Annotated in this window: 23 protein-coding genes; 11 read left to right on the plus strand and 12 right to left on the minus strand. The window is 71.6% G+C overall.

Annotated elements, in window-relative coordinates; translation table 11 throughout:
* Positions 1-570, plus strand: coding sequence for a DUF4863 family protein (locus tag KIT86_RS05675; RefSeq protein WP_297395871.1), 570 nt, complete (start codon positions 1-3; stop codon positions 568-570).
* The gene (locus KIT86_RS05680; RefSeq protein ID WP_297395874.1) at positions 567-1,268 is read left to right on the plus strand and encodes a nitroreductase; all 702 of its coding nucleotides are present in this window, start codon (positions 567-569) and stop codon (positions 1,266-1,268) included. The genes KIT86_RS05675 and KIT86_RS05680 overlap by 4 nt, the downstream gene beginning before the upstream one ends.
* Here KIT86_RS05680 and KIT86_RS05685 read toward each other — a convergent pair.
* From KIT86_RS05685 to KIT86_RS05695, 3 genes are all read right to left on the minus strand, one after another.
* Positions 1,255-2,175 (minus strand): LysR family transcriptional regulator, encoded by a 921-nt coding sequence (locus KIT86_RS05685; protein ID WP_297395877.1) that lies wholly within the window; start codon positions 2,173-2,175, stop codon positions 1,255-1,257. The two genes, KIT86_RS05680 and KIT86_RS05685, sit on opposite strands and share 14 nt — an antisense overlap.
* Positions 2,176-2,281: 106 nt before the next feature.
* On the minus strand, positions 2,282-3,559 hold the full coding sequence (locus KIT86_RS05690) for a sorbosone dehydrogenase family protein (protein WP_367185422.1): 1,278 nt from the start codon (positions 3,557-3,559) through the stop codon (positions 2,282-2,284).
* Positions 3,556-3,939 carry a hypothetical protein gene (locus tag KIT86_RS05695; protein WP_297395880.1) on the minus strand — a complete coding sequence of 128 codons (384 nt, stop codon included), beginning with the start codon at positions 3,937-3,939 and terminating at the stop codon, positions 3,556-3,558. Before KIT86_RS05695 ends, KIT86_RS05690 begins: the two co-directional genes overlap by 4 nt.
* A gap of 178 nt (positions 3,940-4,117) precedes the next feature.
* Here KIT86_RS05695 and KIT86_RS05700 point away from each other — a divergent pair, with 178 nt between their 5' ends.
* Both KIT86_RS05700 and KIT86_RS05705 read left to right on the plus strand, forming a co-directional pair.
* On the plus strand, positions 4,118-4,882 hold the full coding sequence (locus tag KIT86_RS05700; protein ID WP_297395883.1) for a cytochrome c oxidase assembly protein: 765 nt from the start codon (positions 4,118-4,120) through the stop codon (positions 4,880-4,882).
* Entirely contained in the window at positions 4,879-5,526 is a 648-nt protein-coding gene (locus KIT86_RS05705) for a cytochrome b/b6 domain-containing protein (protein ID WP_297395885.1), read from the plus strand. Before KIT86_RS05700 ends, KIT86_RS05705 begins: the two co-directional genes overlap by 4 nt.
* Here KIT86_RS05705 and KIT86_RS05710 read toward each other — a convergent pair.
* Positions 5,465-6,151 carry a c-type cytochrome gene (locus tag KIT86_RS05710; protein ID WP_297395887.1) on the minus strand — a complete coding sequence of 229 codons (687 nt, stop codon included), beginning with the start codon at positions 6,149-6,151 and terminating at the stop codon, positions 5,465-5,467. The genes KIT86_RS05705 and KIT86_RS05710 overlap by 62 nt on opposite strands.
* Between KIT86_RS05710 and KIT86_RS05715 the strand changes: the two genes are divergently transcribed.
* The 5 genes from KIT86_RS05715 to KIT86_RS05735 all read left to right on the plus strand — a co-directional run bounded on the left by KIT86_RS05715 (position 6,150) and on the right by KIT86_RS05735 (position 11,006).
* Positions 6,150-6,569, plus strand: a complete 420-nt coding sequence (locus KIT86_RS05715) for a c-type cytochrome (protein WP_297395890.1) — start codon at positions 6,150-6,152, stop codon at positions 6,567-6,569. The genes KIT86_RS05710 and KIT86_RS05715 overlap by 2 nt on opposite strands.
* A complete protein-coding gene (gene coxB, locus KIT86_RS05720) occupies positions 6,532-7,530 on the plus strand; it encodes a cytochrome c oxidase subunit II (protein WP_297395894.1) in 999 nt (332 codons plus the stop codon). The genes KIT86_RS05715 and coxB overlap by 38 nt, the downstream gene beginning before the upstream one ends.
* Positions 7,527-10,127 carry a cbb3-type cytochrome c oxidase subunit I gene (locus KIT86_RS05725; RefSeq protein WP_297395896.1) on the plus strand — a complete coding sequence of 867 codons (2,601 nt, stop codon included), beginning with the start codon at positions 7,527-7,529 and terminating at the stop codon, positions 10,125-10,127. Before coxB ends, KIT86_RS05725 begins: the two co-directional genes overlap by 4 nt.
* On the plus strand, positions 10,124-10,429 hold the full coding sequence (locus KIT86_RS05730; RefSeq protein WP_297395899.1) for a hypothetical protein: 306 nt from the start codon (positions 10,124-10,126) through the stop codon (positions 10,427-10,429). The genes KIT86_RS05725 and KIT86_RS05730 overlap by 4 nt, the downstream gene beginning before the upstream one ends.
* A 112-nt stretch (positions 10,430-10,541) precedes the next feature.
* Positions 10,542-11,006 (plus strand): hypothetical protein, encoded by a 465-nt coding sequence (locus KIT86_RS05735; protein ID WP_297395901.1) that lies wholly within the window; start codon positions 10,542-10,544, stop codon positions 11,004-11,006.
* On the opposite strand, the gene KIT86_RS05740 is transcribed toward KIT86_RS05735, so the two are convergent.
* A complete protein-coding gene (locus tag KIT86_RS05740; RefSeq protein ID WP_297395904.1) occupies positions 10,990-11,280 on the minus strand; it encodes a 2Fe-2S iron-sulfur cluster binding domain-containing protein in 291 nt (96 codons plus the stop codon). The genes KIT86_RS05735 and KIT86_RS05740 overlap by 17 nt on opposite strands.
* A 22-nt stretch (positions 11,281-11,302) precedes the next feature.
* On the opposite strand from KIT86_RS05740, the gene KIT86_RS05745 reads away from it, so the two are divergent.
* Positions 11,303-11,650, plus strand: coding sequence for a hypothetical protein (locus KIT86_RS05745; protein ID WP_297395906.1), 348 nt, complete (start codon positions 11,303-11,305; stop codon positions 11,648-11,650).
* Between the two features lie 39 nt (positions 11,651-11,689).
* On the opposite strand, the gene KIT86_RS05750 is transcribed toward KIT86_RS05745, so the two are convergent.
* Both KIT86_RS05750 and KIT86_RS05755 read right to left on the minus strand, forming a co-directional pair.
* On the minus strand, positions 11,690-14,185 hold the full coding sequence (locus KIT86_RS05750; RefSeq protein WP_297395909.1) for an autotransporter domain-containing protein: 2,496 nt from the start codon (positions 14,183-14,185) through the stop codon (positions 11,690-11,692).
* A gap of 110 nt (positions 14,186-14,295) precedes the next feature.
* Entirely contained in the window at positions 14,296-15,294 is a 999-nt protein-coding gene (locus tag KIT86_RS05755) for a GlxA family transcriptional regulator (RefSeq protein WP_297395912.1), read from the minus strand.
* 151 nt (positions 15,295-15,445) lie between these two features.
* On the opposite strand from KIT86_RS05755, the gene KIT86_RS05760 reads away from it, so the two are divergent.
* On the plus strand, positions 15,446-15,991 hold the full coding sequence (locus KIT86_RS05760) for a cysteine hydrolase family protein (RefSeq protein ID WP_297395913.1): 546 nt from the start codon (positions 15,446-15,448) through the stop codon (positions 15,989-15,991).
* 15 nt (positions 15,992-16,006) lie between these two features.
* On the opposite strand, the gene KIT86_RS05765 is transcribed toward KIT86_RS05760, so the two are convergent.
* The 5 genes from KIT86_RS05765 to KIT86_RS05785 all read right to left on the minus strand — a co-directional run bounded on the left by KIT86_RS05765 (position 16,007) and on the right by KIT86_RS05785 (position 22,621).
* Entirely contained in the window at positions 16,007-16,933 is a 927-nt protein-coding gene (locus KIT86_RS05765; RefSeq protein WP_297395915.1) for an alpha/beta hydrolase, read from the minus strand.
* Positions 16,926-17,843 (minus strand): hypothetical protein, encoded by a 918-nt coding sequence (locus tag KIT86_RS05770; protein WP_297395918.1) that lies wholly within the window; start codon positions 17,841-17,843, stop codon positions 16,926-16,928. The genes KIT86_RS05765 and KIT86_RS05770 overlap by 8 nt, the downstream gene beginning before the upstream one ends.
* A gap of 200 nt (positions 17,844-18,043) precedes the next feature.
* A complete protein-coding gene (locus KIT86_RS05775; RefSeq protein WP_297395921.1) occupies positions 18,044-19,738 on the minus strand; it encodes an FAD-dependent oxidoreductase in 1,695 nt (564 codons plus the stop codon).
* Positions 19,728-21,167 (minus strand): amidase, encoded by a 1,440-nt coding sequence (locus tag KIT86_RS05780; protein ID WP_297395925.1) that lies wholly within the window; start codon positions 21,165-21,167, stop codon positions 19,728-19,730. The genes KIT86_RS05775 and KIT86_RS05780 overlap by 11 nt, the downstream gene beginning before the upstream one ends.
* The gene (locus tag KIT86_RS05785; RefSeq protein WP_297395928.1) at positions 21,164-22,621 is read right to left on the minus strand and encodes a mandelate racemase; all 1,458 of its coding nucleotides are present in this window, start codon (positions 22,619-22,621) and stop codon (positions 21,164-21,166) included. Before KIT86_RS05785 ends, KIT86_RS05780 begins: the two co-directional genes overlap by 4 nt.
* Between the last annotated feature and the right edge of the window lie 9 nt (positions 22,622-22,630).

Raw genomic sequence — 22,630 nt, forward strand, 5'->3', positions numbered from 1 at the left:
ATGACACCGCAAGCCATCGACGACCGCGAAGCGCTCATTCAGCGCAGCATCGCTTTTCTGGACGAGGTCAAGGACATGACCGCCGGCACGCCCGTGGAGCGCTGGCTCAACGCCACGCACGGCCCGGGCAGTGCGCTGTACGACGAGCTGGCCCGCCTCGTGAAAGCGGGCGTGCGCGACGGCTGGGCGGCCAACGTCGAGATCACCGGGCCGCACTACCGCCGCAGCCGCATCGCCGAGCCGTCGCAGCGCACGCACTGGTTCAGCATCACGGCGGTGTACATGGACAGCACGGGCAACACCCAGGGCAACCCGGGGCACACCTTCCGTGGCCAGTACCACGCCCACCCCTATGGCGAGCTGAACATGGTGATCCCGCTCAACCCGGGTGCCGCGCTGGCCGGCCCCAATGGCTGGTGCGAAGGCGGCTGGACCGCGCCCGGCCCGGGCAGCCACCACTACCCCGAGGCGCGCGGGGGCGCGGTCATCGCGCTGTTCTACCTGCCGGCGGGGCGCATCGCCTACCACCCGCCGCCCGAGGTGGCCGCGCCGGTGGAGCACGCAGCGTGAGCGGGTCTTGCACCGAAGACACCGCCCGCGTGGTGGATGGCGTGATGCGTGCGCGCCGCAGCCTGCGCGCCTACCGGCCCGAGCCGGTGCCGCGCGCGCTGCTCGAAGAACTGCTGGCCGTGGCCTGCACCGCGCCGAGCAACTCGAACACCCAGCCCTGGCGGGTGCACGCCGTGGCGGGCGCGGCCCTGAGGTCGATGGGCGATGCGCTGGTGGCCGCGTTCCGCGAGAACCGCCTGCCGCCTTCGCCGCATTTCCCCGACCCGCTGCCCGAGGAACACGCGCAGCGGCAGCGCGAGTTCGGCGCGGTCTACTACCGCAGCCTGGGCATCGACCCGACCGACATGCCCGCCCGCATGCGCCAGACCGAGAAGAACTTCCATTTCTTCGGCGCCCCGGTCGGCCTGATCTTCACCATCGACGCCCGGCTCGCACCGCACAGCTGGCTGGACCTGGGCCTGCTGGTGCAGAACGTGATGATCGCGGCGAGCGCGCGCGGCCTGGGCACCTGCCCGCAGGTGTCGTTCGCGCGCTTTCACCCGGTGATCGCGCAGCACCTCGCGCTGCGCGAGCACGAGCTCACGGTGTGCGGCATGTCGCTGGGTTACCCCGAGCGCGATGCGCCCGTCAACCGCCTGGCCATGCCGCGCCGCGAAGTGGGCGAGTTCGCCAGCTTCCAGGGCTTCAGGGCGGCTTGAGCTGCCACTGCTGGCGCGCGACGTCCTGAAGAAAGCCCGTGACGGCGCGCACCCTGGCGGCGTTGCGCCGGCTGGGCAGCGAGACGGCGTACATGGTGTGGGCCACGCTGGAAGCGAACGGCGCGAGCACCTCCACCAGGCGGCCGCTGGCCACGTCGGCCGCGGCCAGCGGGCGCGAGAGCATGCCAATGCCCGCCCCGGCCACCAGGGCGTGGTGCACCAGCGCCGAGGTGTTGGCGGCGAGTTGCGAGCGCACGGTGACGTCCAGCGGCCGGCCGCCCTGGCGGAATTTCCAGGTCACGGCGGGGCCTTGCGCGGTGTGCGTGACGGTCTGGTGCTGCTGCAGTTCGTGCGGGTCGGCCGGCACGCCCTGCGCGTGCAGGTAGGCGGGCGAGGCGTACAGGCGCCGCTCGAACGAGCCGAGTTCGCGCGCCACCACGGCATCGCTGTGGCCCACCGTCGTGCGCAGCGCCACGTCGATGCCATCGGTCACGAGGTCGGCCACGCGGTCGTCGGCCACGAGCTCGATGCGCAGCGCCGGGTGGCGCGCGCGCAGCTGGGCCAGGCAGGGCACGAGCAGTTGCTCGCAGATCTCCTGGCTGGAGGCCAGGCGCAGCGCGCCTGCCACGTGGTTTCGCTGCCGGGACAGCGCGGCGGAGATGTCTTCCATCTGCGCCAGCAGGGCACGCGCCTCCTGCGCCAGCTCGGCGCCTTCGGGCGTGGCCGACAGCCCATGCGTGGAGCGGCGCAGCAAGGTCACGCCGTAGCCGGCTTCGAGGCGGTCCACGCCGCGCGTGACCACCGACACCGCCACGTTCATCTCGCGCGCGGCGCCCGAGAACGACCGCAGATCGAGCGATCGGACCAGCCACCGCAGGTCTGCAGGGTCGGGGAGGAAGTGTTTCATCGGCCGTGCCTTTGCCTTGGCGTGCGGAGCAAAAGCCATTATCGGGCCGGGCAGTGGTTGGGCGCCCCGGGCCTTGCTGAGGCCGCGAAGCCCCGCGGCGGGGGCTTCAGCGCGCTGGCGTGACGCGCCAGAGGGTGTTGGAGAGGTCGTCCGCCACGATGAGGGCGCCCTTGGGGTCCACGGTCACGCCCACCGGCCGGCCCATGGTCTTGCCCTCGCTCTGGAAGCCGGTGACAACGTCCACCGCCGGGCCGCTGGGGCGGCCGTTGGCGAAGGGCACGAAGATCACCTTGTAGCCCACGGGCTCGTCGCGGTTCCAGCTGCCGTGCAGGCCGACGAAGGCGCCTTCGGCAAAAGGTGCCGCAAACCCGCCCGGCACGAAGGACAGCCCCAGCGGCGCCGAGTGCGAGGGCAGGGCCACGTCCGGGCGCACGGTGGCCTGCACCTTCTGCTCGTCCTGAGGCTGCACGCGGCGGTCGACGTTGGGGCCCCAGTACGCATAGGGCCAGCCGTAGAACGCCCCTTCCCGCACCGAGGTGAGGTAGTCGGGCACGAGGTCGGGGCCGAGTTCGTCGCGCTCGTTGACCACCGCCCAGAGTTGCCGGCTCGTGGGCTCGAACGCCAGCGCCGTGGGGTTGCGCAGGCCGGTGGCGAAGGTGCGCGTCGCGCCTGTGCGGGCGTCGATCTGCCAGACCACGGCGCGGTTTTCCTCCACCGCCATGCCGCGCTCGCCGATGTTGCTGTTGGAGCCGATGCCGACGTAGAGGTAGCGGCCGTCTGCGTCGGCGGCGAGCGATTTCGTCCAGTGGTGGTTGACCGCCGAAGGCAGCTTGGTCACCGAGACGGGCGCGGCGCCGGCCTGGGTCTGCCCGGCCACGTACTCAAAGCGCACCAGCTCGTCCTGGTTGGCGACATAGAGCTGGTTGCCCACCAGGGCCAGGCCGTAGGGCGCGTTGAGGTCCTTGGCGTAGACCCACCGGCCTTCGTAGGTGCCATCGCCATCGGCGTCGCGCAGCAGGGTCAGCTGGTTGCCGCCTTTGACGGCGGTGTTGCCCCTGGCCTTGATGATGCCGGCGATGTAGTCCTTGGGCTTGAGCACGGGCGCGCCGCCACCTTTGCCTTCGGCCACGAGGATGTCGCCGTTGGGCAGCACCAGCGACTGGCGCGGGACTTTCATGTCGGTGGCGATGGCCTGGATTTTCCAGCCGGGCGGCACCGTGGGCCGGCGCTCGCCCCACAGGGCAGGCTCCGCGATGCGCATGCTGGGCAGCAGGCCCCGCTGCGGCGGTGGCAGCTCGGGCTGGGCCGTCTGTGCGCCAGCGGTTCCCACGGCCGAGGCCGCCAGCGCCAGCGCGGCGCCCAGGAGGCGGGCCGGGGCCATCATGCCGGCCTCCGCAGAAAGCCCGCAATGCCGGTGGCGCTGGCCGCCACGGCGAGCACCAGCACCACGGCCGACAGGATCAACCCGGCCGGCATCGCGGCCCAGCCGTCCTTGCCGTGGATGAGGGCGTTGACGAAGCCGACCACGAAGGTGAGCAGCAGCAAGGCCAGGTAGACCAGCCCCCCCTGATGGCGCTGGGCGGGCGAGCGCAGCACCTGCACCGCCGCCCAGAGCAGCACCGGGCCGGCCACCAGCAGCGCCCCGGCGTTCAACCACGCGGCGAAGTTGACCCACTGGATCTCCTGGCTGCTGAAGTAGGCCCAGTCGCTGAGCAAGGCGCCCAGGAAGAGCGGCACGGAAGACAGGGCGAAGAGGGCATGCATTCAGGGGTTCGCAGTCGCAAGAAGAGGGCTCATTAGAGGGCTCATTGAGACCATCTTCCTCAGCGGGTGTGGCGGCGTCTGTTCGCCAGCGAACAGTGCGCGGTGCCGCTCCGTGGTGTCATGCGCGTGGGCGGCGCGGCCCCAGTGCCGGCGGGCGCCCCACCTGGAGGACCATGCCTTGGACGAATTGAAACGGTGGGTGCCGTATTGCGGCGAGGCGCCCGACCCGGCGAGCTGGCTGGGCCGGTGGAACCTCGACCCGGTGCTGGGCATCGCCCTGTTGCTGCTCCTGGTGCTGCTCTGGCGTGCGCGCGTGGGGGGTGGGCTCACGCCCCGCCGGCGCCAGAGCCTGCAGGGCGCGTGGGCGCTCACCGTGGTGCTGTATGTGTCGCCGCTGTGCGCCCTGAGCTCGGCCTTCTTCACCGTGCGGGTGATCCACCACCTCGCGCTGGTGCTGGTGATGGCGCCTTTGCTGGTGCACGGCCTGGAGCCCTGGCTGCGGCGCTGGCCGGTGTCGCTCTGGGGCGCCACGGCCGCCTCGGCGGTGGTGTTCTGGATCTGGCATGCGCCGGCCCCTTACGCGGCGGCGCTGTCGTCGCACGGCATCTACGCGCTGATGCAGTTCACGCTGCTGGCCAGTGCGATGGGGTTCTGGCTCGCGGTGCGACGGGCCGGGCCGGCGGCGGCCATGGGCGCGGTGCTGGTCACGACGGTGTTGATGGGCCTGCTCGGCGCGCTGATCACTTTCGCGGGACAGCCGCTGTACCCGCCGCACTTCGCCTCCGCGCTGAGCTGGGGCGTGGCGCCGCTGGAAGACCAGCAGCTCGCCGGCATCACGATGTGGGCGCCGGGCAGCATCGCCTACCTGGCCGCGGCGATGGCGATCGGCTGGCGCTGGATGGACGCCGAACGCGCGCGCGCCTGGCGCGCCGACCCCGCATGAACCTCATTGCCGCCATCGAATGGGCCGAGGGCTACCACCGGCGCGGCCTTTACTCGCCGATTGGCGTGACCTTCCACTGGGTGATGGCCGCGCTCATGGTGTTCCAGCTGGCCCATGGGTGGTACCTGGGGTGGCAGCCGGTGGGGGGCGACAAGTACATCGGCTACCAGACGCACACGCAGGTGGGGTTGACGATCATGCTGCTGGGCACGCTGCGCCTGTGTTGGCACAGCCAGATCAGCGGACCCGATACGGTGGACGAGGCGTCGCTGACGGGCAAGGCCAGCCGCCTCCTGCAGAGTTGGTTCTACGTGAGCTTTTTCGCGCTGCCGATCAGCGGCTGGGTCATGTGGTCCACCCTGCCGAGCGACCTGCCCTTGTCCATCGCCGGTCTGATCCCGTTTCCCAACCTGCCTTTCGACCAGCTCTCCGAGGGCCTGCAGCACCGCCTGATGCAGTGGGCCGCCAGCGCCCATTACTGGATCGTGTGGATCACGGCGCTGCTCATCCCCGGCCACGCCGGGGCGGCGGTGCTGCACCACCTGATCAAGCGCGACCGCGTGCTGCCTTCGATGTTCGACCTCAACGGTCCGGCGTCGCCGGGCGTGGTGGGATCTGCGCCAGATAAAGGCCCAGTTGCCTGACCTGCCCCGCGTCGAGCTGCTGCGCCACTTCCAACATCACATGATTGCCGTCGTTGCGCCGTTTCGAGAGTTGCCAGTCCTGCAGTTGCTGGATCAGGTAGAAGGCCGGCTGGGCGTTGAGCGGCGGGCCGTTGGCGCTGCCCACGCCTTCGGCGCCGTGGCATTGCTGGCACGCGCGCGCGTACAGCGCCGGGGTCTGCGGGGCGATCGCTTCCTGCGTGGCGGCGGGCAAGGCCTGCGGCGGCAGGGCGGCGTAGTGGTTGGCCACGCGCACGCGCTCGTGGCTGTCGAGAAAGCGCGCCACGTCGCGCATCACCTCGTGCGGGCGCAGGCCTGCGGCGTAGTCTTCCATCTGCTTTTGCAGGTAGCCCGCAGGCAGGCCGGCGATGCGCGGCGCGTCAAAGCCATTGCCTTCGCCGCGCACGCCGTGGCAGGTGGCGCAGGCGTAGCGCGCGCCGGCCTGGCCACCGCTCATGGCGATGAGTTCGCCGCTGCGGCTCCAGGGGTCTTCGCTGGGGGTCTTGCGGTCGGTGCAGGCCGTGGTCAGGGCCAGCGCGCACAGGGCCAGCAGCAGCGAGCCGAGGTTCGCGCGCCGGTGGTCTTGCAGCGACGGGTGTGTGCGCATGGGAACTAGATCATCGTGCATACCGGGCGCGCCGCGCTCGCCGAAGGGCTATTGCGGCCGCTGGCTGGTGCTGGCCTGCATCGGCCTGGCGGCCTGCGACGGCCCGCCCGACCGCACGCCGACGCTGGCCGACGCCGATGCCGCCACGGGCCGGCGGCTCGTCGCCGAGAAGGGCTGCGTGGCCTGCCACAGCTTCCCCGATGTGAAGTGGCCGCGCGGCGGGCTCGGGCCCTCGCTGCACGGCTTCGCGCGCCAGGGCCTGATCGCCGGGCAGCTGCCCAACCAGCCCGGCGTGCTCATGCAATTTGTCAGGAACGCGCCCGGGCTGATGCCCGGGACGGCCATGCCGGCCATCACGATGTCAGACCAGGAAGCCCGCGATGTCACAGCCTACCTCCTCACGCTCCAATCTCGCTGAGGCCTTGAGTGGCTGGCCCCCGCCGGTGCTCGATCCGCACGGCCCGTTTTCGAACACGGTCACCTCACTCACCTGGGTGCTGATCGCGCTCGTGACGCTGATCTTCGCGCTGGTCTGCGCCGCCCTCTGGGTGGCGCTGTACGGCAGCGACACGCTGCGCGCGCGCCTCGGTGGCGAGGGCGTCGTGAAATGGTTCGGGCTGGTGGTCCCGGCCGGCGTGCTGTTCCTGCTGCTGGCCTGGGGCCTGACGCTGGCCGCCGGGCTGACCACGATCCAGGGCGACGAGTTGCGCATGCGGGTGTCGGGCAACATCTACTGGTGGCGCGTGTCCTACCTGGACGCGGCGGGCAAGGAGCTGCATGCCGATGCCAACGAGCTGCACATCCCGGTCGGCCGCCCGGTGGTCATCGACATGGTGTCCGAGGACGTGATCCACAGCTTCTGGGTGCCCAAGCTCGGGGGCAAGATGGACATGATCCCGGGCCGCACCAACCGGCTCAAGCTGCAGGCCGACCGGGCCGGCGTCTATGGCGGGCAATGCGCCGAGTTCTGCGGCGGCGCGCATTCCCTGATGGGCTTCGTGGTGGTGGCGCACGAGCCCGAAGACTGGCAGCGCTGGAACGCGGCGCGGCTGGCGCGCCAGCAGCCGCAGCCCGCGCCGGCCGCAGCCCCCGTCGACGACGAGGTGCTGCGGGGCAGCCGGCTCTTTGGCGAGGCCGGCTGCGCGGCCTGCCACCGCATCGCCGGCACCTCGGCGCAAGGGCTCTCGGGGCCGGACTTGACGCACATCGGCTCGCGGCAGTCGCTGGGCGCGGGCATCCTGCCCAACCACCGCGGCACGCTCATCGGCTGGATCGGCGACAGCCAGTCGATCAAGCCCAACAACCGCATGCCGGCCTACCGCTCCCTGCAGGCCGCCGAGCTGCACGCCCTGGCCGCGTACATGGAGTCGCTGAAATGACGCAGCGCGTCCCTGCCGGCGTGGCCGGCGCCGTCTCCGACGCCGAGACCGCGCCCTCGGAGACCGGTTTCGACGCGCGGCTCTACGAGCGCTTTCCCACCCAGGACCCAAGGCCACCGGGCGAACTCGAGGCCCTGAAGAAGGTCTGGGAGACGCCCGGCGGATGGCGCGCCTTCAGCGCCGTCAACAACAATTTCATCGGCTTCCTGTTCATCGTCACGGCCTTCGGCTTCTTCGTCGCCGCCGGGGTGCTGTCGCTGGTGATGCGCGTGCAACTGTCCGCGCCGCTGGCCGGCATCGTGCCGCAGGAGACCTACAACCAGCTGTTCACGATGCACGGCTCGGTGATGATGTTCCTGTTCGCGGTGCCCGCCGTCGAGGCCATCGCCGTGATGCTGCTGCCGCAGATGATCGGCGCGCGCGACCTGCCGTTTCCGCGCCTCTCGGCCTACTCGTACTGGGCCTACCTGATCGGCGGCGTGGTCTTCTTCTGCTCGATCTTCGTCAGCCTGGCGCCCTCGGGCGGGTGGTTCATGTACCCGCCGCTGAGCTCGTCGGTCTACGCCCAGGGCATCAACGCCGACTTCTGGCTGCTGGGCATCGGCTTCATCGAGATCAGCGCGATCGCCGGCGCCATCGAACTCACCGTGGGCGTGCTGCGCACACGCGCCCCGGGCATGACGCTGGCGAAGATGCCGCTGTACGCCTGGGCGGTGCTGATCTTCGGGGTGATGATCATCCTGGCCTTCCCCGCGATGATCATGGTGACCTTTCTGCTGGAACTCGAACGCGCCTTCAACTGGCCGCTGTTCGACGCCACGCGCGGCGGCGACCCGCTGCTCTACCAGCACCTGTTCTGGTTCTTCGGCCACCCCGACGTCTACATCATCTTCATCCCGGCCTCGGCCATGCTGTCGACCATGATCGTGACGGTCGCGCAGAAGCCGCTGGTGGGCCACGAGATCGTGGTGATGGCGCTGATCGCCACCGGCTTCATCAGCTTCGGGGTCTGGGCGCACCACATGTTCACCGTGGGCCTGCCGGGCCTGTCGGCCGGCTACTTCTCGGCCGCCTCGATGGCGGTGGCCATTCCCGCGGGCGCGCAGGTGTTCGCGTGGATCGCCACGCTCGCCTCGGGCAAGGTCCGGCGCAACGTGCCCTCGCTCTTTCTCATCGGCGGCATCCTCATCTTCGTGATGGGCGGCCTCACGGGCGTGATGGTGGGCATGGTCGCCTTCGATGGGCAGGCGCACGACACCTACTTCGTGGTGGCGCACTTCCACTACGTGCTCATCGGCAGCATGGTGTTCCCGCTGTTTGCCGCGTTCTACTACTGGACGCCGATGATCAACGGCCAGCAGCTCTCCGAGCGGGTCGGGCGCTGGGTCTTCTGGCTGAACTTCGTGGGCGTGCACGTCTGCTTCCTGCCCATGCACCTGAGCGGGCTGATGGGCATGCCCAGGCGCGTGGACACCTACCTGCCCGGGCGCTCGATGGAGCTGCCCAACCTGATCTCGACCTTGGGCGCGTTCATCATGGCCGCTGGCGTGCTGCTGTTCGTGATCGACGCGCTGCGCTGCTACAGCCGCCGGGACCGGGGCGACGGCAACGCGCGCAACGTGTACAACGGCGGCACGCTGGAATGGCTCTCCACCGGCAACTACGGCATCCGCTCGATCCCCGTCGTCAGTTCGCTGGAGCCTCTGTGGGCCGACGCGCGGCTGCGCGAGGACGTCGAGGCCGGGCGCTACTTCCTGCCCGGCACCACCACCGGCGCGCGCGAGACGCTGATCACCAGCAGTTCGCGCGCGGAGCCGCAGTACGTGCAGATCATGCCGGGGCCCGCGTGGTCGCCCCTGCTGGCCGCGCTCTTCACCGCCGGCTTCTTCCTGCTGCTCACGGTCAAGGCCCTCGCGCTGAGCGCGATCTGCGGCGTGCTCACCATCGCCTGCGTGATGCGCTGGGTCTGGCACAACGACCGGCACATCCCGCAGAAGCAGGTGGACGCGGGCGGGGGCATCCTGCTGCCCACCTACGTGGCCGGCCCGGCATCGCACGGCTGGTGGGCCGCGGTGCTGCTGGTCGTCGTCCTGGGGATGATCTATCTGATGGCGATGTTCGCCTACCTGTACCTGCATGGCGCGCACCCGGACGCCTGGCGCATCACCGCACCGCGCGGCGCGCTGGTGCCGGGCGTGCTGCTGCTGGGGGCGTCGGGCGCGCTGGCTTTCGCCGCGCGGCCGTTGCTGGCGAGGTTCCAGCGCGGCAGCGGGCTCAGCGCCTGGGCCATGTCGCTGAGCATGCTGTGCCTGGTTGCCGCGCTGGTGGTGGACGCGCTCGACTGGTGGCACGCCGGTCTGCGCGGCGACGCCAGCGGGCAAGGGGCGGCCATCTTCGCCATGCTGGCGTGGCACAGCTCCATCGTCCTGGCGGTGGTGCTCTCGGCGCTGTACTACCTCGCGCGCTGGATGCGCGGCCTGGCGCCGGGCCCGGCCAACAAGACGCTGGAGGCCTTGCGCATCCTCTTCATGTATGCGGCGCTCGAAGGCGCGGCCGGCCTGCTGTTGCCGCGCGCACTGCCCTGGAGCGGCGTGTGAAGCCGCGCCAGCCGGCGAACGCGCGGCCGATCGTCACGGCCCTGGCGATCTGGTTCGCCCACTTCATGGTGATCTGGGCGGCGGGCGAAATCTGGCCGCACCAGTGGGCGGCCAACGCGGTGGCCTGGGTGGCCACCGCCATCGCGCTGCTGGCCGTGGCCGTGCACGGCCACCGCTTGAAAGCACGGCACGCCGAGGGCGGGCTGCCGGGCTGGAGCTACCGCATGGCGCGAGGGGCGGCCGCGATCGCGGCGGCGGCGGTGGTCTTCAGCGCCATGCCCTCGGTGGTGTTCCTGCCTTGAGCGAACCGGGCCGGGCAGGCGGCAGGCGGCGGCGCCCGGACCGCAGGCACGCCAACTGCCCCGGGGACATGGGCGGACAACCCACGCGCCCACCCACTTGAAAGGACACACCATGGCACGCAGCAGCATCCAGGGCACCAGCCCCGCACCCGCCGAACCCGCCGGCCGCGACACCGCGTCGCTGGGCCCGGGGGACTCCTCCGACAGCGGCAGCGACATGATGGGCATCGCCGACAGCGACGGCGGCGACCCCGGCGCGCCCGCCGACTTCGACGCCCCCGACGAACAGCGCCCCACCTTGCTCTCGCCCGATGCCCTGGCCTCGCCGAGCGACGCCGCAGGCACGGGCGAGAGCCGCAGCGCCGGCAGCGATGCCGGCAAGCGCGATGGCTGGGACATCGGTGTGGACCGCGTCATCACGCCCGGTGGTGCGGACGAGGCCTCCGACGACGAAGACCCCGACCTGGCCTTCATCGACAGCGCAGAAGCCGGCGATCCGCTGAGCGACGAGGAGACGGACGACGCGCAGGAGGACGACGCGGCGCCGCGAGGCCCCGGGCTCAGGCCCGCGCGATGACCAGATCGGCCATGGGCCGGGCCACGCAGGGCAGGCAGTAGCCCTCTTCCTTTTCATCGGCGCTCAGGCCGGGCCAGGGAATGTCGTAGCGCACCTGCCCCTGCCGCAGGCGCGCGATGCAGGTGCGGCAAGTGCCGTTGCGACACGACACGGGCCAGGCCACGCCCGCGCGCGCCATGGCGGCGAACAGGCTGGTCTCGCTGTCGGCCTCGATGTCGGCGGCATCGCCGTCGATCTGGATGCGGAAGGTGGTCATGCGCGTCGGGAGGGCCACGGGGTGGGCTTAGACTTTCCCCATGAGCTTGGAATATTGGAAGTATGACGCGGGCAGCGAATCCGTCGCCTCGCTGGTGATTCCTGCCGCACTGGGCCGCGCGCGCACCTTCGACCTCGATGCCACGCTGCTGGTGGCGGTGCTGGCGGAGGCCGCCGAGCCCTCGCACGAACTGTCCGTGGAGGTGGACGGCCGGCGGGTGTGGCACCGGCGCATACCGAGCCACAACCCCGGGCAGACCGACGGCCTGGATTACCACTGCCGCCTGACGGTGGAGGCCGACGCCGAATGCCGCGTGCGCGCCAAGGCGAACTGCAAGGGCGGCAGGGTGCTGTCGCTGGTGCTGGAAGCCCGCGAGACGGCGTACTGAGGCGCCCCGTCGCGCGGGGGCCTCAGAGCGCCCGCGCGATCACCAGAGGACCTTGACGCCCACGCCGCCGCTGATGCCGCTGTCGGTGCGCGCGCCGCCGCCGTGCTCCCACAGCTGGCTGACTTCGCCGTACACGCTGGTGCGCGCGCTGAGCCGCCAGGTCAGGCCCGCGCTGAGTTCGCTGCCGCTGCCGCCTGTGCGGCTGACGATGTCGGTACCGCCCGCGCCGCCGACGAAGCGCGTGACGTCGGCGCTGTTGCTGCGTTTGTAGAGGTTCAGGCTGGCGTAGGGCCGCAGCGCGCCAGCGCCGGCGTTGAAGAGCCCGTTGACGCGCACACCCACGCGCGCGAGCCAGCTGCCATCGGTGTCCTGCTGCACGGTGGCGCCGCTCAGGCCGGTTTCTTTCAAGCTCAGGCGCTGGTAGGCCACTTGCACCGAAGGCTCGATCTGCCAGCGCGGCGAGAGGGCGATGCCCTGGCCGACTTCGACCGAGGCCATGAGGCTGTCGCCCTTGCCCGCGCTGGCGTCGCCCTGCGCCGGTGTGGCGCTGTAGCGGTGGTCGCCGAACTGCAGCACGGCGTCCCAGCTCAAGCTGTCGCGCTGCCAGGTGGCGTAGCCGCCCAGGTACTGGCTGCGCAGGTCGTTGCGGCCGGAGGTGTAGTTCGCGGCGCCGCTTTCCTGGCCGCGCACGGCCATGTCGCCTTCGAGCTGGCCCAGGTACAGGCCGGCGCGCCAGTGCCCCTCGGTCCAGAGGTCGGTGCCGGTCTGGAAGCCGTTGACGCGGCCGCTGCTCGTGGGGCTGACGGTGCCCTGTTGCGCGATGTCGCGGTCCACGCTGAACACCCGGCCCCAGGCCTCGCGCTCGCGCCCGGCGTTGTCGGTGCCCATGCGCGACTCGCCTCGGCGCTGCTGGCGGTTGCCGAGCATGGCGATGTCGAGCGCGCGGAACTGCTCGGGCACCACCGCGTACAGGGCCACCTCGGCGCGAAGGCCGTCGGAGCGCAGGTACCAGTTCTCGCCCGCGCCGCTGGCATCGGCCGCGTAGAGGCGGTATTGGTAGGCACCGCCGCTCACCACGCCGTTGGCCAGGCGGAACGCGTCTTGGGTGGTCTGCGCGGTGGTGGTGGCGCCGCCGGTGGCGGTGATGACCTCGATGCCGTCGCCGGTGGTGGGCGCGCCCAGGCCCCCGTGGTTGGCGATGCCCACCAGCGTGGTGCCGGTGGCGCTGGCCCCCGCGCCGTCGAGCACCAGCCGGCCACTGGCCAGGCCGCCCGCGCCCGGGGCCGTGCCCACGCGCAAGGTGCCGTTGTTGCCCACGTAGGCCCCCGTGATGGTGAGGGTGCCGCCCGGCAGCGAGACGGTGCCGGCGTTGTTCAGCGTGGTCAGGGTCTGGTTGAAGTCGCCCGCGTCGAGCGTGCCCGAGGCACCGACGCTGTGCGCCGAGGCGGCGCTGAAGGCGTTGTTCACACCGGCGCGCAGCGTGCCGCCGGTGATCTGGGTGGCGCCGCTGTAGGTGCTGGCGCGCGTGAGCGTGGTGGTGCCGCTGCCCACGTGGTTGACGCTGATGCTGCCGGTGATGGCGGGCGTGAAGCTGTGCGCTGCTGCGTTGTGGTTGAAGTTGAGCACCGCCGTGCCCGCGCCGCCGTTGACCGCCGAGGCGATCACGCTGCCCGGCGCCGATGCCGCCTGGCCGGCAGCGCCGCCGATGTTCAGCACGGCGGAGCCGCCGGCGTTCGCGGCCAGGTTCACCGCGGAAGCACCGCCATTGGCCGACACCACCGCTGCGTTGGAGACGGTCAGCGTGGCCGAGCCGGACGCACCGAGGTTGATGGCGCCGGTGTTGGTCACCAGGCGGGAGCCGGTGCCCGTGACGACGCCGGTGAATCCGCCGGGCATGGAGCCCAGGTGCATCACCGCGCCCGACACCGTGCCGCCGTCGGACACCTCCAGGGTGCCGCGCTGATGGATGTACAGGACGCTGGAGCTCAGGGTGGAGCCGGCGCCGCGCACGAGCACATCGGCCACCCCGCCGTTGGAGACGGTCGCCGAGGTCCCGCCGAAGCGCGTGCCGGTGGGGCCCGTGGAGGCGAGGACGCCGCCGTCGAGCACGCTGATGCGGGTCTGTCCCGCAAGACCCTGCACCGACGCGACCCGCACCTCGGCGCCCGCGCCTTGCACGGTCAGTGCGCCGGTGGTGCCCGCCGTGTTGCCGACCTGCAGGTTGCCCAGGGTGCCGAAGGTCGCCCCGGCCTGGAGTGTCAGCCCGGCCCCGGCGGCAGACTCCACCGTGAGGGTGCCGCCGCTGGGGGCGAGCGCCACGTTGCCGCGAATCGGCGGCAGCGGCGCCGTGACCGTGAAGGAGCCGATCAGGCTGATCGTGGAACTCGGGTCGGGGCTCGCGTTGGCCTGGTTGATCGCCGCGATGAGTTCCGCTTCGTTCGATGCCGTGAAATTGGCCGCCTGCGACACGCCGCCGGCCGCCAGGCCAGCCAGGGCCAGCGCCGCATTTCCTACCGCTCTGTGACTGCGATTCATGTGTCCTCTCACTATGAAAACAATAGCTTTACAAGGAGCATGAATGCCGCACGCCCCGCGAGGCGCGGAAGTCTAGGGGGCGTCGAAATGGCGTCCGGGGCCGGGGATGGTCAACGGATCGATCGGCGGTATGAACGGCTTTCGCCGCCCGCCCTGCCGTGGCGGAAGGTCCGCCGGTACGCGGAGGGTGAGGTGAGCAACTGTTTGGCAAAGTGCTGCCGCAACGACAGCGAGGTGCCAAAGCCCGCTTCGGCCGCGACCTGCTCGATGGACATGTCCGAGGTTTCCAGCAGCTGCTGCGCGCGGCCGATGCGCTCTGCCGAGAGCCACTGGTTCACGGTCATGCCCGTGGCTTCGCGAAACCGGCGGGTGAAGGTGCGCCGGCTCATGCGCGCCACGTCCGCCATGGCGTCGAGCGACAGCGGCTGCGACAGATGCGCCCGCGCCCACTCCAGCACACCGGGCAGGCGGGTCTCGCTCGGCAAGGCGGGCACGGGCTGTTCGATGTATTGCGCCTGGCCGCCCTGGCGGTGCGGCGGGGTCACCAGCAGGCGGGCCACGCGGTTGGCGACGTCGGCCCCGTGGCGCAGCCGCAGGATGTGCAGACAACAGTCGATGGCCGCGACGGTCCCGGCCGAGGTCATGACCTGGTCGTCGCCGACATACAGCACGTCCGGCAGAAAGTGCGTCTTCGGGAATCGCCTGGCAAAGAGTTCGCGGCAGGCCCAGTGCGTGGTCGCCGACCTGCCGTCGAGCAGGCCGGCATCGCCCAGCACGAAAGCACCGAGGCACAGGCCGATGACCTGAGCGCCGCGCGCGTGGGCCTGGCGCAGGGCGTCTGTCAGCGCCAGCGGCGCGATCCGCTCGGGGTGGTTCCAGGCCGGCACGACCACGATGTCGGCGCCCACCATCGCGTCCAGCCCGCGCGGCACGTCCACCGCCATGCCCTGGTCGCACCGCACGCGGCCAGGCCGGGTGGCGCAGTAGCCCACCTCGTACGGCGGCAGACCGGTGGGCGGTGGCTGCACGCCAAACACGATGCCGGGCACCGACAGATGGAACAGGCTCACGCCATCGATGGCCAGGACGGCGACGCGCACAGGTTGCATCCGCGCATTCTGGCCCAATTCCATCGATAACTGTCATTCAGGCCAATGGCGCGATGGGGGGCGCTTGCCCAGAATGCGGTTCTCGCGGCCCGACACCCCGATGGCGGCCCGCTCCCCTCCAACCGACCGAACCCTGAAAGCACCCCCCACCATGAGCCAGCGCGCGACCCTCGTCGTTGATCTGCAGAACGAATACCTCGCCAGCGGCAAGCTGCCGCTGGTCGGCCTGGATGCGGCCCTGGCCCAGGCCGCCCGTGTGATCGCGGCTGAGCGCGACCAAGGCGGGTTGCTCATCCACGTGCGCCATGAGGCGGCGCAGCCCGGCGCGCCGGTGTTCACGCCCGGCACCGAGGGCGTGCAGATCATCCCGGCCGTGGCGCCCCTGGGGGATGAGCCGGTGGTCGTCAAGCACTTCCCCAACGCTTTTCGCGGCACGCGGCTGCAGGCGCTGCTGCAGGCGCAGGGCGTCTCGGAGGTGGTGGTCATCGGCGCGATGAGCCACATGTGCATCGAGGCGACCAGCCGCGCCGCGGCCGACCTGGGCTACACCGTGACCGTGGCGCACGACGCCTGCGCCACGATGGACCTGGCATTCGACGGCACCACCGTGCCGGCCGCCCAGGTGCATGCGGCGTCCATGGCGGCGCTGGCCTTTGGCTACGCCACGGTCACGACCACGGAGCAGCTGCTCGCCTGAGGGCTTCGCAGCGCGCTAGTTTCTTTGCGCGACGGGCCTGCTCGGCGGGCTGGGCCTGCGCGATGGCAGCGGCCTCTGCCCGAGCGCGCGGGTGCCGGCACCGTCAAAGCGGAAGAAGTCGGCGATGGCCTGCGCGCTGGTGTCGGTGGGATGGCCTTGCCCGTGCCCCCAGTAGTCGCCGTGCCCGGCCCCCGGGATGTGGTCGCGATCGACCTTGCCAGGGGTGAGCGGGATGTCGCCCGCATGACCGACGGCCGCCGGGAAGAAGCCCTCGTCGCCCCGGGCCAGGGTCTGGCCTGCGGGAAAGGCGGCGGCCAGGACGGTGTCGTTCGGCGAGAAGAGCACGCGCAACTGGTCGACGCCGGCCAGGGTGTGGAACAACGCACCGCCCGGACACAGCTTGAAGGTCGGCACGGCCGCCGCCATGAGGCAGACTTTGCCGACCTTGGGGCCGCCGTGGCGCGCGAGCTCGCTGATCACCTCCAGCGCCACCCGGCACCCGAGCGAGTGGGCCAGCAGGTGCACCGTCAGCAGGCCGGTGCGCGAGCGCAGGTAGTTCGCGATCTTGGGCGCCACGTCTTTGGCCACCGACACGGCGTCGGCGTAGAAGAGGAAATCGAGCTTGTCCACCAGGCCCGGCCAGCGCGCATCGCCCGGCCAGAACACATCGCCCAGCCGCTCCTCGACGAGTGCCTCCCAGAGCCCGCTGGCGATCAGGCCGGCCTGCCGCTTGCGCAGCCCCCTGTAGGCGCCCTCGGCTTCCCGCAGGTGGTTGTTGTAGCCATGGATGAGGACCAGGAGCTCGCGCTGGACAATGGGCTGGTTCCCCTTCCAGCCCTCGCGCGCGGCATCCAGCGGCGCGCCACCTTCGGGCGCTTGGCGCAGCTGGATCCGCAGCACCGGGTCGTAGCCCGGCACGGGCTGGGGATCGAACCTAGCCACCGGATTTCACCTTGGCCAGCGCGTCGACGAGGTCTTTGGCGATCGGCGCCAGGAGGCCCCCGGCCAGCGAGAACACCACCATGGTGGCGAGGCGAAACGGCGTGAGGTCCTGCGCGGCCACCCCCACCTGCACCGCCTGGATGAGCTGCGCCAGCAGCAGCAGGGCGGCACCGATGCCCCAGGCCCAGAGCTGGTTCCATTCCCGCCAGCGGTACGACGTGATGGTCTGGAAGCTGTCGAGCTGGCGCCGCATCAGAAGGCGGATGCGCGCGTAGACCTCGGCGAGGTCCTGGCGCTGCACCTCCCCGTCCATGCCCAGCGTCGACCCGGCGGCCATGGCCTCCAGCCAGCGCGAGACGTCGTCGCGCGCACAGCCTCGGGTGAGGAACTGGAACCAATGGCCGTAGCGCGTGGGGTTGTTGAGCGCCGCATCGGCCGCTTCCTGAATCTGGGCCATCATCTTCGCGAGCTCCAGCTCAAAAAGCGCGAAGCTCACGTTGCGGTGGAAGAGGCCTTGCTTGCCGAAGTCGAGCAGGCTGCGCTCATCGGGCCACACGCCCGTGGTGAGGTGCAGCAGCTCGGCGTAGGCCTTGGCGCTGTCGTAGGGGCCGGGGAGCACCTGCACGTCGGTGTGGGCCAGGGCGCGCGCGTTGGGGCTCACCGCGTAGTGCCCGCCGGGGCGAGGGGGAGCGCCCGGCTTGTCCTGCGCCGCCCAGTCGCCTGCCGCGCCTTCGCCGAGCCAGCGCACCAGGGCCCGGCGCTGGAACTTGGCCAGGGTGTCGAAGAGTTTCTTGTACGCCTCGATCAGCCCCACGGTCAGCGCGCCCAGCGCGGCCAGGGTGATGGCGTATTTGAGGATGAAGTTGGCGATGGACTCGAAAGTCGCCTGCACCGCGAGAGGATCTGCCATGGTGTGCCCTCCTGAAGAGCTGTTCCAGGTGCCATGGCTTGGGTTGAGGCGCAAGGCGATGCCTCCGGGCCGGTGAGCCAGCCTCGTCCGGGTGTCGATGCTGCTGGGCTTGTACACCCATTCAGGGCCGGCCGCATCCCCTGTTTGGGGGAAGGTGTCGCGGGGCCGGACGCGGCCCGGCGAGCGGCGGCGGCGCGCCCTTACCGCTGGCCCAGCGCGTGCATCACCGCCCGCCAGGCAAACACCAGGGCCGGCCCCAGCGTCACGCCCGGGCCCGGGTAGCGCCCGCGCATGATGGACGCCATGTCGGCCCCGCCCGCGTACAGCCCCTGGATCGGCTGGCCGTCGCCGCCGAGCACGCGCGCATTCGCATCGGTGCTCAGGCCCACGCTGGTGCCGGCGTCGCCCGGCCACACCGTCACCGCATAGAACGGCGCCGCCGCGATGGGGCCGACGCAGGGGTTGGGCGTGTGCTCGGGGTCGCCGTTGAAGCGGTTGAGTTCGCTGCTGCCTTTGCCAAAGTCCAGGTCCACCCCGGTGTGCGCAAAGCCGTTGTGGCGCGAGACGGTGACGCGCAGGCCCGCCGGGTCGATGCCGAGCTGGGCCGCGAGCGCGCCCAGCGTGGGCGCGCGGTGCAGGTACCCGGCGCGCAGATACGGCCCCAGCCGCCACGCGCCCGGGCGCACCAGGCCCAGGCCATAGCGGTGCAGGAAGCGGGCGTCGCAGATCAGGTGCGCGGGCACGGCGGGCCGGGGCGAGGCGTTGAGCATCGCGAGCACGAAGTCGTGGTACGAGTCGCCTTCGTTGACGAAGCGCCGCCCGCTGGCGTCCACCGCGATGAGGCCGGGCTTGGCGCGGTCCAGCGCGAAGTGCGGGAAGCGCTGCACCTCGCCGCTGGCCTGGCGCAGCACCGACACCGGCACCCAGAAGGCCGGTGTGCGGTGAGCGCTCTCGTCGATGGCCGCGCCCACGCTTTGCGCCAGGCGCAGCCCATCGCCGGTGTTGCCTTCGAACAGGAGCGAGTGCGTCTGCGCGGCCGCGGGCAGCAGGCGCTGGCGCCATTCGGGCGCATGGCCAAAGCCGCCGCAGGCCAGCACCACGCCCAGGCGCGCGCGCACGCGCCAGTCGCCGCGGCCGGCCTGGGTGAGCGTGGCACCGGTGACCCGGCCGCCTTCCTGGTGCAGCTCGCGCACGGTCACGCCCATGAGCGGGTCCACGCCGCGCTGGCGCAGGCTCAGCAGCAGGCGCGCGATGAGCGCGTTGCCCATCACCAGGCGCGTGCCGCGCGGGTGGCGCAGGCGGTCGCGCGCGTGGCGCGCCAGCAGGGTGAGCACGTGGCGCAAGGCGGCGCGCGAGGCCAGGGGCCTGAGCAGCGGCGCGATGTCGTCCTTGCTGACGGACATGCCGCCGAGCACCATCATGTGGCTCATGGGCGGGCGCACGCGCGCGAAGTCGGGCCCGAGTTCGCGCCCGTCGAAGGGGCGCGCCACCAGGGCCCGCCCGCCGATGGCCGCACCGGCGTGCTGGTCGTGGTAGTCGGGGTGGCGCGCGGCGGGCACGAAGCTCACGCAGGTGTGTTCGGCCAGGTACTCCAGCACGCGCGGGCCGGTGGCGAGGAAGGCGTCGCGCAGGTCGGCGCCGCTGTCGGTGTCGATCTCGGCGGCCAGGTAGTGGTGCGCGCGCACCACCGGGTCGGCCAGGCCGGCGCGCTCGCTCTGGCGGCTGCCCGGTATCCACACGGTGCCGGCCGAGGTGGCGGCGGTGCCGCCGAGTTGCGAGGTTTTCTCGCAGACGAGCACGCTCAGGCCTTCGATGGCGGCCACCAGCGCGGCCGTGAGGCCGGCCACGCCGCCGCCGATGACGAGCAGGTCGACGTCCTGGACTTCAGTGCGCATGCGGCAGGCCACTCACCGGTGGGCGCCGGTGGAACCAGGGCCGCGCGGCTTCGAGTTGCGCGCACAGGCGCAGCAGCAGGCCCTCGTCGCCGTAGCGCGCGGCGAACTGGCAGCCGATGGGCACGCCCTCGTCGGTCCAGTGCAGCGGCACCGAGGCCGCCGGCTGGCCGGTGACGTTGAAGGGGTAGGTGAAGGGCAGGTAGGCGGCGAGCTTGCCCATCCAGTCGTGCACGTCGCCTGAGCGGATGTCGAAGTGGCCGATCGGCCGGGGCGTCTGCGCCAGCGTGGGGGTGAGCCACACGTCGAAGCGCTCGAAGAAGCCCGCGATGCGGCGCGACTGCCGCTGCAGCGCCTGCAGGTTGAGGATGTACTCGGCGGCGCTGGGCACGCGGCCGAGTTCGGCGAGCGCGTAGGTCAGGGGCTCGACGAGCTCGCGATCGGGCAGGGGGCCGCCGGTGGCGCGCGCGATGTTGGCCATGGTGTGGGTGGCGAACACCATCTCGAAGCCGCGTTCCACGGCCTGCGCATCGAAGTCGGGCGAGGCCTCTTCCACGTGGTGGCCGAGCTGCTCGCACAGGCGCGCGGCGTCTTCCACCGCCGCGACGCAGGCCGGGTCCACCGGCACGCCGGTGGGCGCGGTCTTCGCCATGGCGATGCGCAGCCGACCGGGCGCGCGGCCCACTTCGTCGAGGAAGGGCCGCTCGGGCGGCGCGGCGCTGTAGGGGTCGCCGGGCATGGGGCCGGCGATGGCGTCGAGCAGGGCCGCGCTGTCGCGCACGCTGCGGCTCACCACGTGCTGGTGGGCCAGCCCGTTGAGGCCCTCGCTGCCTTCGGGCCCGGCGGTGACGCGCGCGCGCGTGGGCTTCAAGCCGAAGAGGCCGCAGCACGAGGCCGGGATGCGGATGGAGCCGCCGCCATCGGTGGCGTGGGCCAGCGGCACCATGCCCGAGGCCACGGCCGCCGCCGCGCCGCCGCTGGAGCCGCCGGGCGAGAGCTCGGTGTTCCATGGGTTGCGCGTGACGCCGTACAGCAGCGACTCGGTGATGGGCGAGAGCCCGAACTCGGGCGAGTTGGTCTTGCCCGCGATCACCAGCCCCGCGCGGCGCAGGCGCGCGACGATCTCGCTGTCGGCCGCCGCCATGTGGTGCGCGTACAGGCGCGAGGAGGCGGTGGTGGCCGCGCCCGCCACCGAGGCCACGAGTTCCTTCACCAGAAACGGCACGCCCTGGAACGGCCCGGCCGGCAGGCCGCGCGCGATCTCGGCGCGCGCCGCGTCGTACAGCGGCGTGACCACGGCGTTGAGCGCCGGGTTGTGCGCGGCGATGCGCGCGAGCGCGGCCTCCAGCAGCTCCTGCGGCGTCACCTCGCCTTGCCGCACGAGTTGCGCCAGGGCCAGGCCGTCGTGGCTTTCGTAGTCGATGAGGCTCATGGGGTCTCCGGTGCGTGGGGCGGCCAGTCGGCGCGCGGCATGGCGGCGGTGCCGCCGAGTTCGGGCTCCACGGCGGAGCCAAAGCCCACGCCGGCCAGCGTGCCCAGCGCCAGCTGCCCGCGCTCGATGCGCAGGCGCGCACGGCCGTCCTGGCGGTGGTAGAGGTCGGGGTGCGCGGCGAGGTAGGCGTCGGCCTCGGCGGCCGGGCGGCCGTTGAAACCGTCGATGAAGTGGTGGGCGTTGCGCTCCACGTGGGTGATGCCCAGCAGGCTCACCAGCGCGAGGTCCTGCTGCACGCTGATGCCGGGCTGGGTGGTGAGGTCTTCGGCGGACATGAAGAAGGTCTCGCGGCCCTCGGCCTGGTTCCACACCCGGCAGCGCGCGAGGTTGAGCACCGATTTGTAGAAGCCCTTGCAGGCCTTGGTGGAGACGCCGGTGTAGCCCAGCGAGCGCGCGCAGGGGAAGGCGTCGAGGTCGCCGTCGGACTCGTCGATGATCACCGGCTTGTGCCGCGCCAGCGCCGCCACCGGCTGGGCCAGCGCCATCTGCCGCTTGATGGGTTGCTCGATCAGCAGCGTGGCTTCGCACAGGCGGCGCAGCGCGGGCTCGGCGGCCATGCGCTGCCACAGCGCGGCGATGGCCTCGGCGTTTTCGTATTGCTCGTTGCCGTCGAGCGTGACCACGTAGGGGTCTGGCAACCGGTCGAGCACGGAGGCGATGCGGCGCAGCCGATCGAGGTCGGCGTCGGCCTGGCCGGAGACCTTGAGCTTGAAGTGGCGGTTGCCATACACCGCCACCACCTCTTCCAGGGTTTCGGGCAGGCCGTCGTCCACGCGGGTGCCGGCGGCCTGGTCGAGCGCCACGATGGGGTCGAGCAGGCCCACGGTGTGGCGCACGGCCAGCGTGGTCAGCGGCGTGAGGCCGCGCAGGAAGGGCGCGAGCGCGAAGCCTTGCAGGTCGGGCGCGATGGGGTGCGCGCGCAGGCCGGGCCGGTTGTGCTGCATCGCCTGCCAGAAGCTCAGGCCTTCGATGCCGCACAGCGCGTCGAGCACCGCGCGGTCGATCAGCGCGGGCCCGTAGCTGGTCACCAGGGGGTTCAGGCCGCAGGCGGCGCCGGCGGCCAGCAGCTCGCGGTAGTGGTTGGCGTACAGGTCAAAGGCGCTGAGCCAGGGCGCCGCGCCGTAGGCGTCGGTGGTGAGTTCCAGCGCCTTGCGCAGCTGGTCGTGGTTCTGGGCGTCGGAGAGCGCGGGGTTCTTGTCGAACCACTTCGCGCCCAGCGCCTCGGCGGCGTAGCCCATGCCTTCGCGCCCGTCCTCGTGGCGCACGCGCACGCGCACGATGGCCTGGCGGCCTTCGGTGACGGTGATGACGCCGAAACGAAACGGCAGGCGCAGCCGGTACGGCGACTCGAAACACTCGACGGACAGGACTTTGACGCGGGGGGCGGTGGGCATGGCGGTGGT

Origin of the sequence: Hydrogenophaga sp. (genome assembly GCF_026125825.1) — a bacterium.
GTDB lineage: Bacteria > Pseudomonadota > Gammaproteobacteria > Burkholderiales > Burkholderiaceae_C > Hydrogenophaga.